This is a genomic window from Agathobaculum sp. NTUH-O15-33 (genome assembly GCF_033193315.1).
Lineage (GTDB): Bacteria > Bacillota > Clostridia > Oscillospirales > Butyricicoccaceae > Agathobaculum > Agathobaculum faecihominis_A.
Genome location: NZ_CP136187.1, coordinates 1535396 through 1550846, shown reverse-complemented (window position 1 = coordinate 1550846; position 15451 = coordinate 1535396). Strand labels below are relative to the sequence as shown.

The following is a 15451-nucleotide window of genomic DNA, read 5'->3' as shown; positions in this document are numbered from 1 at the left end:
GGTTTTCACAGCCCTCTCAGCCATACGATATTAAAGCGTCAGCTGCTTATCCGGCAGGTCCTCATCGGTCAGCAAAGCTCCGATAGAGGGAATGGAACGGCAGCGGTAGCGGCCGTTATCGGTAAGCGCCGCGTCCTCCATGCGGACGGCGCGGGTGACCGTGTGCTTACCGCGCAGCACCATCGCCTGTACCCCCTGTGTCGAGCGGCTGGCCTTGATATCCAGCATGCCCGCGCGGAAGGTCAGCGCGCGGTTCGCGGTGGAAAACATGGTGATCTCGGTCGTTTCATCCACCGGGAAGAAGAACTGAACGGCGGGCGACTTGCCCGAATACGCGCCCGTCAGGCGGCGGCGGTTGGTCTTGGTTTCAAAGCTGTCGATCGAGAAACGGGCGGCCTTGCCGTTCTGGAACACGACCGCCATGATCCCCTTGTAATCGCCGGGCTGGAACGCGAACACCGGCGTTTCCCCTTCGTCCATGCCGAGCTTAGAGGCCAGATAGTCGCCCAGCGCGGAGGCTTTGCAGTCGTCAAAATCATACAGGCGGGCTTTGTAGGCCTGCTGCATGTTGGTCAGGAAGATGATCTCCGCCTTGTTGGTCGTTTCGGCCTGCCAAACGATCTCATCCCCATCCTTTAGCTTGTGCTCGCTGCCCATGCGGAAGGATTGAGGCGTAATTTTCTTAAAGTAGCCCTCGCGCGTCAAGAAGAGCAGCACGGGGTAATCCTCGATGTGTTCGGTCTCGTCGAACACGGGCACGGCTTCGGCGGTGACGAGCTTGGTGCGCCGCTCGGACGGGTACTTTTTGATCACCTGCTCCAGCTCCGCGACGATGATATTTCGAATCTTCGCCTTGCTGCCCACGATCTCTTCGAGCTTTTTGATCTCTTTTTCAAGCGCTTCGGTCTCCTGCGTGCGCTTAAGGATATATTCCTTATTGATGTTGCGCAGGCGGATATCCGCGATATACTCGGCCTGAATCTGGTCGATTCCAAAGCCGATCATCAGGTTCGGGATAACCTCGGCTTCCTCGGCGGTCTCGCGGATGATGCGGATCGCCTTATCGATATCGAGCAGAATCTTGGCAAGGCCGTGCAGCAGATGCAGCTTGTCCTTCTTCTTGTTCAAATCGAAGTATACGCGGCGGCGCACGCATTCGGTGCGCCACGCCGTCCACTCGTCCAGCACCTGCCGAACGCCTAATACGCGCGGCAAGCCGCCGATCAGCACGTTGAAATTGCAGGAAAAGCTGTCCATGAGCGGCGTCATCTTCATCAGCTTGGCCATCAGCTTGTCCGGGTCGGTGCCTCGCTTGAGATCGATCGCCAGCTTCAGGCCGGAAAGGTCGGTCTCGTCGCGGATATCGGCGATTTCTCGCAGCTTGCCCGCCTTGGCCAGCTCGGCCACCTTGTCGATTATGGCTTCGATCGTGGTCGTATACGGAATCTCGGTGACCTCGATGATATTTTCCTTTTTTTGATATTCCCACTTAGCGCGCACCTTGAACGAACCGCGGCCGCTCTCATAAATGGCGCGCATTTCGTTTTCATCGTAGATCAGCTCGCCGCCGGTCGAAAAGTCGGGCGCGGGCAAGGTGGAAAGCAGGTCGTGCGCCGGGTCCTTGATACAGGCGATTGCGGTGCGGCACACCTCGGCCAAATTGAAGCCGCAAAAGTTCGACGCCATGCCGACCGCGATGCCCGTATTCGCGGAAGCGAGGATGTTCGGGAAGGTCGTCGGCAGCAGCGAAGGCTCCTTCATCGTGCCGTCGTAGTTGTCCACAAAATCAACCGCGTCGCAATCGATGTCGCGGAACAGCTCGGCGCAGAAAGCGTCCAGCTTTGCCTCGGTGTAACGCGGGGCCGCATAGGCCATATCGCGCGAATAGACCTTGCCGAAGTTGCCCTTGGAATCAACAAAGGGGTTTAAAAGCGCTTCGTTGCCGCGCGTCAGGCGCACCATGGTCTCATAGATCGCGCCGTCGCCGTGGGGGTTGAGCTTCATCGTTTCGCCCACGATGTTGGCGGACTTGGTGCGGTTGCCGTTCAGCAGCCCCTTTTTGTACATCGTGTACAGCAGCTTCCGGTGCGAGGGCTTGAAGCCGTCTATCTCCGGGATGGCGCGGGACACGATCACGCTCATCGCATAGGGCATATAGTTCTCGCGCAGCGTATCCGTGATGCGCTGCGGCGTGGACGGATGCTCTTTATATTCTTTTTTCTCGGGTTTTTTAGCCATATTGTTTTTCACCTATCGTTTATGAGATATCGGCCAGCTCTAAATATAAATATCCGTTTTCCGCAATATATTCCTTGCGGCCCGCGAGGTTGTCGCCGAGCAGCAGGTCGAACATATCGCTGGTCGCCTTGGCTTCCTCTGGCTCGACGCGGATCAGGCGGCGGGTCTCCGGGTTCATGGTGGTCTCCCACATCATGTCGGCCTCGTTTTCGCCAAGGCCCTTGGAGCGCTGGATGAGCATTTTTTTGCCTTCCAGCTTTTTGATGATCGCGGCTTTTTCGGTTTCGTCGAACGCGAAATAGCTTTTGCCCTTGCACTCAATCTCATAGAGCGGCGATTCCGCGATATAGACAAAGCCCTTTTCGATCAGCGTGGGCGTTAGGCGGTACAGCATGGTCAGAATCAGCGTGCGGATCTGGAAGCCGTCCACGTCCGCATCGGTACAGATGATGACTTTATTCCACCGCAGGCTGTTTAGATCAAAAGCGGAAAGGTCCTTGGAGGCTTTGTTGCGCACCTCTACCCCGCAGCCGAGCACCTTTAAAAGATCGGTGATGATATCGTTTTTGAAAATTTTATCATAATCGGCTTTCAGGCAGTTGAGTATTTTGCCGCGCACCGGCATGATGGCCTGAAACTCGCTGTCCCGCCCCTGCTTGACCGAACCGAGCGCCGAATCGCCCTCCACGATGTAGATCTCACGGCGCGCAACGTCCTTGGTGCGGCAGTCGACAAACTTCTGCACGCGGTTGGCCAGATCAAGGTTGCCGGAAAGCTTTTTCTTGATGTTAAGGCGCGCTTTTTCGGCCTGCTCGCGCGAGCGCTTGTTGATGAGAATCTGCTCGGCGATCTTGTCCGCTTCGGCCTTGTTTTCGATAAAATAGATTTCCAGACCCTGCTTTAAAAAGTCGGTCATCGCTTCCTGAATGAATTTATTGGTGATGGCCTTTTTGGTCTGGTTTTCGTACGAGGTCTGGGTGGAAAAGCAGTTGGTCACCAGCACGAGGCTGTCCGCCACGTCCTGAAAGGTGACCTTGCTCTCGCTTTTGGTGTACTTGCCGATCTGCTTGATATACCCGTCGATCGCGGAAACAAAAGCCGAGCGCACCGCCTTGTCCGGCGCGCCGCCGTGCTCCAGCCACGAGGAGTTATGATAGTATTCCAGCCGCTGCTCGCTTGGGGAAAAGCAGAACGCGCAGGAAAGCTTCACCTTGTATTCCGGCTTGTCCGCGCGGTCGCGGCCGCGCCTTTCGTTTTCCAGAAACTGCACAGAGGTGAGCGGCGTCCCGCCGGCCAGCTCCTGCACATAATCGACAATGCCGTTTTGATATAAAAACTCGCTTGTTTCAAACTTGCCGCCCTGTTGGTCGCGCAGGATGAATTTCAGCTTATTGTTGACCACGGCCTGCCGCTTGAGCGTGTCCTGATAATAATCGAGCGGCACGCGGATATCGGTGAACACCTCAAGATCGGGCTTCCAGCGAATCTTGGTGCCGGTCCTTTTCGAGGTCGTCTCCTTTTTAATGAAGCCTTCCTTGGTGCCGGTCTTGTTTTCGCCCTTTTCAAAGTGCAGGCTGTATTCAAAGCCGTCGCGCACGACGGTAGCGTCCATATATTCGGAGGAGTACTGCGTGGCGCACGTGCCAAGGCCGTTAAGACCCAGCGAAAACTCATAGTTTTCGCCGGTGTCGTTTTGGTATTTGCCGCCCGCGTACAATTCGCAAAAGATCAGCTCCCAGTTATAGCGGTTTTCCGCCGCGTTCCACTCCACCGGCATGCCGCGTCCTTGGTCGGCCACCTCGATCGAACCGTCCTCGTACCGGGTCACGGTGATCTCGCTGCCGTAGCCCTCGCGCGCTTCGTCGATCGAGTTGGAAAGTATTTCAAAAACCGCGTGCTCGCAGCCCTCCAGCCCGTCCGAGCCAAAGATAACGCCCGGGCGCTTGCGCACGCGATCCGCGCCCTTGAGCGAGGAAATACTTTCGTTTCCGTAATGCTGCTTTGCCTTACTCATGCTTTTTTTGCACTCCTATACCCAAATAAAACCGGCGCTTTCGCCGGTGTCAAAATTTATACATATTACCACAACTATATTATATACCACATCTTGCGTTTCGTCAAATTGGATGCACTGCTCTCGGTGTATTTTCTCCCAATTTACGCACAAACTAACCGTAATTCTCCCTGAAAGGACGAAATGCCATGTCTTCTTTCGATTCCCGGGTGAGCGCGCTGCGGCAGGCGCTTGCCGTTAACAAAAGCTTTGACCTGCTCGAGCGGCCGGTGCGCTTCGCCGGACGGCGCGCCATGTTCACGCTGATAGACGGCTTTGTCAAGGACGAGCTGTTTGAAAAGATCATGGAGTTTTTCTACTCCCTGAAGCAGGACGATCCCTGCTTTGTCGATGAACAGGCCTTTTTAGACCTTGCCGTGCCCTACTGCGAGGCCGCGCTGGAACAGGATGAGAGCAAGGTCGTCACCGCCGTGCTCGCCGGGCAGACCGCGCTGCTGATTGAAGGTTTTGCGCAGTACGTGCTGCTTGATATCCGCACCTATCCCCAGCGCGACACCGCCGAGCCGGAGAAGGACAAGGTTTTTCGCGGTTCGCACGACGGCTTTGTTGAAACCATGGTTTTAAACTGTGCACTGATCCGCCGCCGTATACGCTCGCCGCACTTGCGGATGGAGGCTTTCACGCTTGGCGCCGCGAGCAAAACCGACGTGGTGCTCTGCTATATGGCCGACCGCGCGGACGACGCGCTTTTGAAAAAGCTGCGCGACCGCCTGACGCGGGACGGACAGCAGGTGGACGCTTTGACCATGAACAGCGAAAGCTTGGCCGAGCTGCTGCTGCCCCATAAATGGTATAACCCGTTCCCCCGCTTCAAATACACCGAAAGGCCGGACGCCGCCGCCGCGCAGGTGCTCGAGGGCGACGTTGTCCTTCTGGTGGACAACTCCCCCGCCGCCATGACGCTGCCGACCTCTATTTTCGACATCATGGAGGAGGCGAACGACTATTATTTCCCGCCGCTGACCGGCTCTTACCTGCGGCTGACGCGCTTTCTCGTGCTGCTGCTGATGCTGCTGGTCACGCCGCTTTGGCTGCTGGTCAACCAAAATCCCGCATGGCTGCCGGAGGGGCTTGCGTTCCTCATTCCCTCCGAGCCGCCCGCGGTGCCGCTTTTCTGGCAGCTGATCATTTTGGAACTCGGCATTGACGGGCTCAAGCTCGCCACCCTGAACACGCCTTCGATGCTGACGACCTCGCTTTCGGTGATCGCGGGTATCGTGGTGGGCGATTTCGCGGTCAAATCCGGTTGGTTTTCCTCCGAAGCCATGCTGTATATGGCCTTTGTCGCGTTGGGCGGGTTCAACCAGCCTTCGTTCGAGCTGGGCTATGCGATGAAATTCATGCGCATGGGCTTGCTGATCCTGACCGTCACACTGAACGTTTGGGGCTTTTTGCTCGGCCTGCTCGCTATTCTGGTCATCCTGCTCTCGTGCAAAACCTTTTCGGGGCACAGCTATCTGTACCCCTTGATCCCCTTTAACGGCAAGCTGCTGATGAAAAAGCTGTTTCGCCCCTCGGTCCGCCGCCAATAAAACAAACGCGAGCGCCTCCCGCATGAAAATGCGGGAGGCGCTCCTTTATCTATGTGGCCGTGTCAGGCCGCGTTTTCCGTCAGCTTTTCAAAACGGCAGAGCATGGTGGCCGCTTCGGCGCGGGTCGCGTTGCCCTGCGGCTCAAACACGTTGCCCGGCTGGCCGAGAATCACGCCGCTTTGCTGCATGCGGTATACCGCGTCGCGCGCGAACGCGCGGATGCTGGCATCGTCCGCAAACACCTGCCGTTCCGCGTCGCCGCCCAGCGGCAGCGCGGCATAGTCCGCGTAGCGGCTCAGAAGCGCCGCCATCTGCTCGCGGCTGACCGGTTCGCCGGGCGAAAACCGGCCGGGGTCGGTGCCGGTGACGATACCGTTTTCAGAGGCCCACGCCACAAAGGGCGCATAGTAGGCGTCCGCCGGTACATCGGAGAAAACCGCGGCCGCGGCCGCGCCGTCGCCCTTCGCACCGGCCATGCGGCCCAGCACGGTGACGAACATGCCGCGCGTCATGGTGTTTTCCGGCTCGAACGCGGTTGCGCTCGCACCGGTGAACAGGCCCTCTTCCACCACCTGCTCGATCGCGTTCTTCGCCCAATGGTTCGCGGTATCGGCAAAGCCGGACACATCCGCCTGATCCGCCGTTTCGCCGTAATCGTCAAAATCCTTCGCGTGGTTGCGGTAAACATCGCCCGACTGATGGCCCGCCGCGCCCTCAAAGGTCCCCTTGCTCCAATCCACCAGCGTGTTCCACGTTTTAGACGAACCCGCGGTCAGCGTATATTCCGTGAGCACCGGCACGCTCGATTCCGTCTTGTTCAAATCCGAGACGAACGCCGTTTTGACGCGCACATACTTCGCCTGCCCCAAGCCGGTCAGCGCGGCGGTGTTCGCACCGTTTTCAAGCGGATAGTTTTTTTCTTCCTTTATCGTCTTGCCGTCGTCCGAGGTCTGCACGGTCGCTGTGACGGAGGCTTTACCGCCAAAGGAAACATCGTACGCGAGCGCGGACGGCGCCGCCGTGGCCGTCACCCACTCGGTGGTATGCGTACCGCTCAGGTTCAGATCACTGTCTTCAAAGGATAGCCAGATTTTCAGCGCGTCGGCCTTGGGCCCGGCCGCCGTTGGGGCGGCGCGGAGCGTGTCGTTTTCAGCGGCGGACAGCTTATCCGTGTAAAAGCGGACCTGCGCGATCGCGCCCGGCAGCATGGTGTGGTACATGCCGCGCCCGCGCCCGGTCTGCAAGGTGTTTTTGAAGCCGAGACCGATGTACATCGGCTCGCCCTCCCAGTTCTTGACCGGCGCGGTAAAAGGCGGCTTGTCGACGTGCGAGCTGTTGTAGTCGTTTTCATACGCGTCGCCGCCGGTCTCAAAGTCAAAGGCGCTGGTATACTGCACCCAAGTATCCTTTTGGATGCCGCTTTTTTCAGTGCTGTCGTCGTTCCAGCTAAACTCGCCGTTATCGTCGAGCAGGCACACGCCGTAGGTCACCTTGCCGTTTTCGCGCACCGCCATGCGGAACAGATAAGGCGTGCCCCAGCCAAGACCGATGCCCTTGACCATGAGCGGATTGTGATCCGGGATCGCGCCCTTGCCGTCCAGATCGATATATTGCTCGGTCAGCTCGGAAACGCCGGGCTTGGTCGTACCCGCGCCCGGCAGGTTGGCCCATACGACGCCCGTGCACGCATCCTTGACCGTATAGCCGCCGTTGTCCGGTATCTCAATATAATCGCGTTTGCCGTCCAAAATCAGCGTCTGGCGGCCTTGGTCGTCCGTGCCCAGCTCAGGCTGGCCGTGGATATAGCCGTTGTTGCCGCTACCGGACTTGTCCTTCACGATCGGCATGCCCTGAATCGAACCTTCGATGTAAACGGTCTGCGGCGCGGCGTTGCCAATCGTGACTTCATAGGCGCCGGCTTTTTCAAAGGTATGGCTGAACTCTGCCGTCTTGGTCTCGTCCGAACCCAGATTGTACTGCTTGGTCTCGACCGTTTCGCCGTCGATCTTGAATTCCGCCGTGGCCGTACCCGCTTCGTTGCCGATATTCGTCACATCCGCCTTAATGTGCAGCGTGTTGCTTTCGATATCGCTCATTTCCCCGTCGCCCATTTTGGTGCGGATGTTGCGGTAGTCAAAGGTGGCGGCGCGGAATTTTACGTTCACATCAACGGACTTGTCCGCAAGCTTCAGCGTGTGCTTGCCCAGCGTGCCCATGGACAGCGTGCCGGTCAGGGTGACGGACGCGCCCGGGTCAAGCGTTTTCGTCTCGCCGTCAAATTGGTACAGGTAACGCGTTTCGCCGTTGTCCGTGACCGGCAGCACGGCCGCCGCCAAGCCCTTGCCGTTGTTCGTCACCGTCGCCTTGACCGTGACGAAGCCGTTATAAAGCACCTCGTTCGGCGTAAGCGAAACATCCGAATAGCCGAGCACCTGCTTTTCCTTGGCGATCGTGGTGGAAACGGCCAGCTTGCTTTCCGCGCCCGCGCTTTCCGCGCCGAACACATCCACGGTCAGCGTGTCGCCGTCGCCGGTGATATGGAAGTAATCGCCCTTTTTGTTATAGGTGCGCGCGTCCTGATGGGTCAGGTACACGGTCGAAGCGCCTACCGCCGGATTTGCAGACACCGCGCGCGCATAGCTGTGCGTGTGGCCGGACAGCAAAAGGTCGACCTTGCCCGGCTCGATCACATCCGGGATATAGCGCTTGGTATACGCATCCGATACCGGATGATGCATGGTGATGATGCGGAAATCCGCGTTTTTCGCCGCATCCGAAGCCAGATCCCCCCGCAGCCAATCCATCGCCTTGCTTATCGTATCGATCGTGGCGGCGTCGGCCTTTTGTCCGGTCGCTTCGGAGTTCATTTGGTACAGGCCCCATGGCGCGCTGTTCATCAATGTAATGTGCAGGCCGCCGTAATCAAACGAGCTGTCACCGTTTACCACGGCGCCGTATTCCTTATCCTGCACGTCATAAATATAGGTGTTGTAATACACGCCGCCCTGATCGTGGTTGCCGCTGGAATACACGACCGGATAATAGTGAATGAAATCATCCGCGGCTTCGCCCTTTAGAAAATAGCTGAACTGCTCGGCCTGCGCGCCGGTGCCCTCCACGATATCGCCGCAGTGCAGCAGGAACGCCGGGTCGTACTGCTTCACCGCCGCGTCCAGCTCGGCGCGGGTGGCAAAGGCGTGCGAATCGGAGAGCGAGATCAGGTTTATTTTCTCCGGATCGTTTTCCAGCGTCTTAAAATTTGCTTTGCAGCTTTCTCCCCCGGCAAGCTTTACCTCGTAATAGTAGCGGGCGCCGGGTTTCAAATTTTCCAGCCGGTACTGGTAAAGCTGCATTTTCGCGCCCTGAAAATCCGGCGCGTCCGCGCGCGGCTGCACCGGAATCGGTTCGCAAAGCGCGTTCTCCTCCGTGCCGTAGGCGATGGTGGCCTCCGTCTTTTGCGTTGCTTCCCAAACGACGACCATGCTATCGGTCTTTGGGGCCATCAGATACGGGCCGTTTTTGAACGCCGCCCCCTCGGCGGCAAAGCCCGCAGGCAAACAGGCCGCCAGCATGACCGCGGTCAGCAGCCAGCTAACCGCTTTTTTCAGCGTATTCCTCATTTCCTCTTTTGCTCCTTTTCTGTGTTCTTGCTCGCTCCATTTTCAAATATTATTCATTTCCCATCAGCTGGACGCGTTCGCTCACACACCTCCCCCACCAAACGCGTCTTCCGCTTTTCATCCAATATATCTGCCTTTTTATAAAATATCAAGGTAATCTCAACATCTTTTTTATTTTCATCACTTGTTCACAATATCGAATAATATTTCTTATGCAATGCGACATATCAAAACAATATTCATTATCACGGAATATTATTCCGCGAAAAAGAAGGGGCTGTAAAAAAACTGTTGCAAAATAGAAGAGTACCCAAATGTCATTCTGAACGAAGTGAAGAATCTCGCGCGAACGCGCGGAATTTACGCTGGGAACGCGCGTTCGCGCGAGATTCTTCGTCGCTTCGCTTCTCAGAATGACAAAATTGGTAGCATTCTTCGCTTTGCAACAGTTTTCTATTCATTTGTGAAAATTTATTTTACACCCCCTTCTAGTAAATTGTTTTATCCGCTCATTTGACGCGGAAATCTTTCAGCGAATTTTCCATGCGGTTGACGTAGCTCAGTGCGCTTGCCTTTCTGCGAAGGGCCAGCCCGACATACAGGCTATCGATCAGCGACACCTGCGCCACGCGCGGCGAGACAAACAGCTGCTCGGGCGAATACAGCTCAAGACACAGATCGGCCGCGCGCTCTACCGGCGTTTGCGGAAAGCCGGTGATCGCTATGGTCTTTGCGCCCTGCTCCCGCGCGGCCGCCAGCGCGTGCACCACCTCGAACGTGCGGCCCGTGTGCGTAATGCCGACCGCTACCGCGCGGCGAGACAGCATACCGGCGGATATTTGGCTCAGGTGCGCGTCGGTCACCGCCTGCGCGTTCATACCGATGCGCATCAAACGGATATAAAAGTCCTCCGCGATCGACGCTGAAGCGCCCAGCGCATAAAATACGATACGCTCCGCGCCGTCCATCCAGTCGACCGCTTGCCCGATCTTGTCAAAATCCAACAGGCCGAGCGCGCGCTCCAACGTATCGATGTTGCGGGAAAAAACCTTTTTGGTGATCGCGGCCGCATCGTCCTGCGGCGAAAGCTCCTCAAAGATCGTGCGCGCCGCGCTTGGCGCATATTTCACGAGCATCAGCTTAAATTCGGCGAAGCCGGAGCAGCCCAGCGTTTTACTGAACCGCACGATGCTCGATTCGGCCACGTCCAATTCCTTGGCAAGCTGCTGCACGCTCATCGTCACCACAGCGTCGGCGTGCGCCAGCACATAACCGGCGATTTTCTTTTCCACCCGGTGCAGCGTGGGGTATCTGCCCTCCAGCAGCATATACAGGTTTTTTTCCATACTTCCGCCTCCCGTTCCGCCCTTTTGCCTATTGTACCACAGTGGCAAGCTTTTTCAAATTGTCAAAACACACCTACGCGCCACTGATGGTATAATTAATTTAATCCGGGTATAATAGCCGTCTTGCGGCTATTATACCACAGCGGCAAGCAATTCCGAAGAGCCAAAACACACCTAAGAGCCGCTGATGGTATAATTAATTTAATCAAAGTATAATAGCCGTTTTGCGGCTATTATACCACAGCACGGCGTTGTATACCATGACAATATTGAACAAAGTACCTTGTACAGGAATGCTAATTGATATTTATTCCGTAACGCGATACGATAGTGGTATATCGAAAAGAGAGGAATGAAACACAGGGTGGAACCACCGATCACCGGCACGGCGGATGCGCAGTTCGCCCGCATCCGCACGCGGGAAAAACTGGCCTACGGCATGGGCGACGTGGCCTGCAACGTCGTTTTCGCCCTGACGACCTCGCTGCTGCTGTATTTCTACACCAATGTGATCCATGTGGACGTGTTGATCGTCGGCACGATTCTGATGATCTCCCGCATATTTGACGGTATCAGCGATGTGATCGTGGGCGCGCTGATCGACCGGACGCACTCGAGGCACGGCAAGGCGCGCGCTTGGATCCTATGGATGATGCTGCCCTACGGGATATCCGCCGTGCTGCTGTTCACGGTGCCGCCGGGCTCGCAGTGGGTTCGGGCGGTCTATATTTTCATCACCTATAACTTGTGCACAACTGTCGTTTACACCGCGCTGAACCTGCCCTACGCCACGCTTGCCACGCTGATGACGCGCGACACCGCCCAACGCGCCTCCGTCAACCTGTACCGCACCGGCATGTCGGCGGTCGGCAATCTGGTCGTTACCGCCGTCACCTTCCCGCTCGTTTCGCTATTGGGCAATACGCAGCGCGCTTGGATCACCGTGTCTTTGCTTTATGCCGCGCTCTCCATCCTCATGCTTTGGTTCTGTTTTCAAAACTGCCGGGAGCGCGTGCCGCTTGCAACCAAAACGCGTGAGGGACGCGAGGTGCCGCTGCTGCAGGGCCTGCGCCTCATCCTGACCAACCGGTACTTTCTTTTGTTTTTTCTGCTTTCGGTTTTTCTCGCGTTCTACGAAGCGGTCACGGGTTCTTGCAGCGCCTATTATGCGCAGTATGTGCTGGGCGACCGCGACCTGACCGGCGCGCTCGCCGCGTTTGAATCCGTGCCGCAGATTGTGACCGTGCTGTTTCTCGCCCCGTTCATCTTTCGCCTTGGCAAGCGGGGCGTGGCGCTGTCCGGCGCCGTCATTGCGGCGCTCGGCATGGCCATGCAGCTTTTTTCTCCCGCCAGCCTGCGCCTTGCCCTGTTCGCCTGCGTGCTGCGCGGAATTGGCAAGGGCTGTTTTCGTGGCGTTAAATACTCCATGCTGGCCGATATCATTGAATACGGCCATTGGAAAACCGGGGTGCGCTTGCAAGGCCTGATCGTTTCCGCCACCACCGCCGGACAAAAATTCGGCAGCGGCGCTACCATGGCGCTGGTCGGCCTGCTGCTGGAAGCCGCGGGCTTTTCCGGGCGCTCGGTCATTCCCGCGCGGGCCGCCGTTATGATCGAGCATATCTATATTTACGGCAACCTGCTGGCTTGGGCGCTGATCGCCATTTGTCTGCTTTGGTACCGGCTGGACCGCATCTATCCCGGCATCATGGCCGATATGCTTGCGCGGGAACAGGCGCAGGAAAAGCAAGCCGACTCATAATACGCCAAAGCACGCGCTCTGAGCTTTTGCTCCGGCGCGTGCTTTTTATGAACAAAGGCGCTTTTCAGCCGCCTGTATCTTTGGACTGCCCGGGAGCCTGCGCGGTATTCCGTCCCACAGGACCGGGTCAGATTTTCTATAGAGCCTGCCTTAAAGGAGGTAACTTTCTAATCCTTTGCTCTGGTAATAGAATACCCTACCGATATGTCCAAAGTTTGTAGAAAGTCTGAAGAGATTGTAAACAAAATTTACGACTCGTTTCGACAAGCTGCCTGATTCGCAAAAACCGTCGTCCGGATAGCGGCGAAGCCTGCGGCGCGCCGGTGTCGTTTTATCGGTTTTTTCGTGGAAATCGGTCAAAGACTGTGCTATACTGATTACAAGATTTACCTTCTACTTGGTGATATGCGGTTTTGAAAGTCCTTTTTATCGGACACTTCCTATGGTATGCTTAACATATCGAAAATGAACCGCTTGACAAACGACGGAGGCGAGCTACTTTGAACTATCCCGCACACATCCGCAGGGACGACGCCGGAAGAGAAATTGTGCAGACCGTTGCCGCACACAACCGGCAATGCGCCGTATACACACGCGCCGCCGCGCCGCCGGGCATGGAGCAAACGGCGTATCTGGCCGGGCTGCTGCACGACATGGGGAAATACACCGAGGCGTTCAAGCAATATATAGAACGGAAAGCGCGTGGGGAAGAAGCACGCCGCGGCAGCGTCAACCACACCTTTGCGGGCGCACGATACGCGCTGGAACGGTGGCACACCGATGCGGGACAGACCTTCCGCAACGCGACGAGCGAGCTGCTCGCCTTTGCCATTGGCGCGCACCATGGACAGTTTGACTGCATCTCCCCCGACGGCGCGGACGGGTTCCGGCACCGGCTGACCACCGAGGGCACCGGGTACGAGCAGGCCCGCGCCAATTTTCTTCAGCTCTGCGAAAATGAACAAACGCTCGACCGGCTGTTTGACGAAGCGGTAAAAGAGGTGCAGGCCGCGCTTGACAGGCTGCGGCCGCTTGGCGACAGCCAGAAGGAACTGCTCTTTTATCTGGCGCTGCTCGCCCGGCATACCCTCTCCGCCGTGATCGAGGGCGACCGGCGGGACACAGCGGAATTTATGCGAACAGCCGATCCCGCCGCTTACCCAGAGGTACCGTCCGCCTGCTGGGCCGATCGGTTGGCCGTGTTAGAATCCCGCCTTGCGGCTTTTCCCAATACGGAGTCCATCGATCAGGTCAGAAAAAGCATCTCGGACCGCTGCCGAATGGCGGCGGGAAGAGGCAGCGGCGTGTTCCGGCTAAACGTTCCCACGGGCGGCGGCAAAACCTTGGCCTCGCTGCGCTACGCGCTCGCCGCTGCCGCAGAAGGAAAAAAGCGAATCTTTTTCGTTATTCCGTTACTGTCAGTACTGGAACAAAACGCAAAGGTCATTCGAGACTTTCTCGGCGACGACCGTCTGATTTTAGAGCATCACTCCAATGTCGTGCAGGAAAAAAGTGAAGAGAAACTGGACTACAACGAGCTGCTGCTGGAGAATTGGCAGGCCCCCATGGTCATTACCACGCTGGTGCAGTTGCTGAACACGCTGCTTGCCGGGCAAAGCTCCTGCATCCGGCGCATGAACGCGCTGCGCGACAGCGTGATCGTGATCGACGAGGTACAGTCGGTGCCGCGCCGCTTGTTATCCGAATTTAATTTGGCGCTCAATTATCTTGCTTCCTATTGCGGCGCGTCCGTGGTGCTTTGCTCGGCCACGCAGCCGTGCTTGGAGCAGACGGCGCACCGCCTGCGGTACGCGGCGGAGCCCGAGCTCGTCCCGCAGGAGCAGAGCTGGCAAACGGTATTCCGCCGCACGGAGATCATCGACCGCAGCGTGCCGGACTTTACCGTGGAAGAATTGGCCGGCTTCGCTTGCGAACAGGCGGGCAAGCACGGCAGTCTGCTGCTGATCTGCAACACGCGGACGCAGGCGCGCGCGTTATACGCCGCGCTGCAAGGCCGGTGGAAGGGGCTGCGCTTTCATTTGTCCAACGCCATGTGCATGGCGCACCGTATGCAGACCATGACTGCGATTCAGAAAGCGCTTGACGACCATGCGCCGGTGATCTGTATTTCCACGCAGCTCGTCGAGGCGGGCGTCGATTTTTCCTTCGGGTGTGTCATCCGCGTGTTGGCCGGACTAGATAATATCGTGCAGTCCGCCGGACGCTGCAACCGAAGCGGCGATCACGGAAGGCTATATCCGGTCTACATCGTCCGGCTGCGCGGTGAAAACCTAAGCCATTTAAAAGAAATCCGCGAATGCCAGCAGGCGGCGGCCTCTGTTTTGCTGCAATATTCACGCACCCCCACGGCCTTTGCAAACGATCTGGCTGGTGAGGCGGCGGTGCAATCCTATTACCGCGCCCTGTATGACGAAATGAAACAAGGCGCGCAGGACTATCCGTTGCCCGGCGGACAAACGCTGCTTGACTATTTATCGGTCAACCAGACAGGCCGCGGCCATTGCGCGGTGAAAAATGATTATCTGTTCGGGCAGGCCTTTGCCACCGCGGGGCAAGCTTTTCACGTGTTCGACGACAACACGACGGATGTGCTCACGCCGTTTGCGGGCGGCGCCGAGCTGATCGACTCGCTTGGTTCGCCACAGGCGTCTTACGATCTCCCCTACCGGCAGGCGCTGTTTCAGCAAACCGGGCGTTTTTCCGTATCGCTGTACCAATACGAGCTGGACCGCCTGCGCGAGTCAGGCGGGGTCTATGCGCTATGCGACGGGGCTGTTTTGGCCCTCCTCCCGGAGTTTTATTCCGACCAGACCGGTTTTTCCCCGGATGGGGATCAAAATACATTTATGGAGGTGTAA

General features: G+C 57.3%; 7 protein-coding genes. 3 read left to right on the top strand and 4 right to left on the bottom strand.

The window, feature by feature from the left end:
• Positions 1 to 30: 30 nt before the first annotated feature.
• Together RWV98_RS07910 and RWV98_RS07905 are read right to left on the bottom strand one after the other, a co-directional pair.
• On the bottom strand, positions 31 to 2238 hold the full coding sequence (locus RWV98_RS07910; protein WP_317865066.1) for a DNA topoisomerase (ATP-hydrolyzing) subunit A: 2208 nt from the start codon (positions 2236 to 2238) through the stop codon (positions 31 to 33).
• A gap of 19 nt (positions 2239 to 2257) precedes the next feature.
• On the bottom strand, positions 2258 to 4252 hold the full coding sequence (locus RWV98_RS07905) for a DNA gyrase/topoisomerase IV subunit B (protein ID WP_280961640.1): 1995 nt from the start codon (positions 4250 to 4252) through the stop codon (positions 2258 to 2260).
• A 188-nt stretch (positions 4253 to 4440) separates the two neighbouring features.
• On the opposite strand from RWV98_RS07905, the gene RWV98_RS07900 reads away from it, so the two are divergent.
• Complete coding sequence (locus RWV98_RS07900; RefSeq protein WP_317865063.1) at positions 4441 to 5844, top strand: spore germination protein; 1404 nt, start codon at positions 4441 to 4443, stop codon at positions 5842 to 5844.
• Between the two features lie 62 nt (positions 5845 to 5906).
• On the opposite strand, the gene RWV98_RS07895 is transcribed toward RWV98_RS07900, so the two are convergent.
• Positions 5907 to 9464 carry an S-layer homology domain-containing protein gene (locus RWV98_RS07895; RefSeq protein WP_317865061.1) on the bottom strand — a complete coding sequence of 1186 codons (3558 nt, stop codon included), beginning with the start codon at positions 9462 to 9464 and terminating at the stop codon, positions 5907 to 5909.
• 509 nt (positions 9465 to 9973) lie between these two features.
• Positions 9974 to 10810, bottom strand: coding sequence for a MurR/RpiR family transcriptional regulator (locus RWV98_RS07890; RefSeq protein WP_317865059.1), 837 nt, complete (start codon positions 10808 to 10810; stop codon positions 9974 to 9976).
• Between the two features lie 364 nt (positions 10811 to 11174).
• On the opposite strand from RWV98_RS07890, the gene RWV98_RS07885 reads away from it, so the two are divergent.
• Both RWV98_RS07885 and cas3 read left to right on the top strand, forming a co-directional pair.
• Entirely contained in the window at positions 11175 to 12572 is a 1398-nt protein-coding gene (locus tag RWV98_RS07885; protein WP_317865057.1) for an MFS transporter, read from the top strand.
• A 500-nt stretch (positions 12573 to 13072) separates the two neighbouring features.
• Positions 13073 to 15451, top strand: coding sequence for a CRISPR-associated helicase Cas3' (gene cas3, locus RWV98_RS07880; protein ID WP_317865055.1), 2379 nt, complete (start codon positions 13073 to 13075; stop codon positions 15449 to 15451).

Excerpts from the sequence above, each read along its gene's own strand:
- RWV98_RS07890 (WP_317865059.1), bottom strand. The coding sequence starts at position 10,810 with ATGGAAAAAAACCTGTATATGCTGCTGGAGGGCAGATACCCCACGCTG.
- RWV98_RS07905 (WP_280961640.1), bottom strand. The coding sequence starts at position 4,252 with ATGAGTAAGGCAAAGCAGCATTACGGAAACGAAAGTATTTCCTCGCTC.
- RWV98_RS07900 (WP_317865063.1), top strand. The coding sequence starts at position 4,441 with ATGTCTTCTTTCGATTCCCGGGTGAGCGCGCTGCGGCAGGCGCTTGCC.
- RWV98_RS07910 (WP_317865066.1), bottom strand. The coding sequence starts at position 2,238 with ATGGCTAAAAAACCCGAGAAAAAAGAATATAAAGAGCATCCGTCCACG.
- RWV98_RS07895 (WP_317865061.1), bottom strand. The coding sequence starts at position 9,464 with ATGAGGAATACGCTGAAAAAAGCGGTTAGCTGGCTGCTGACCGCGGTC.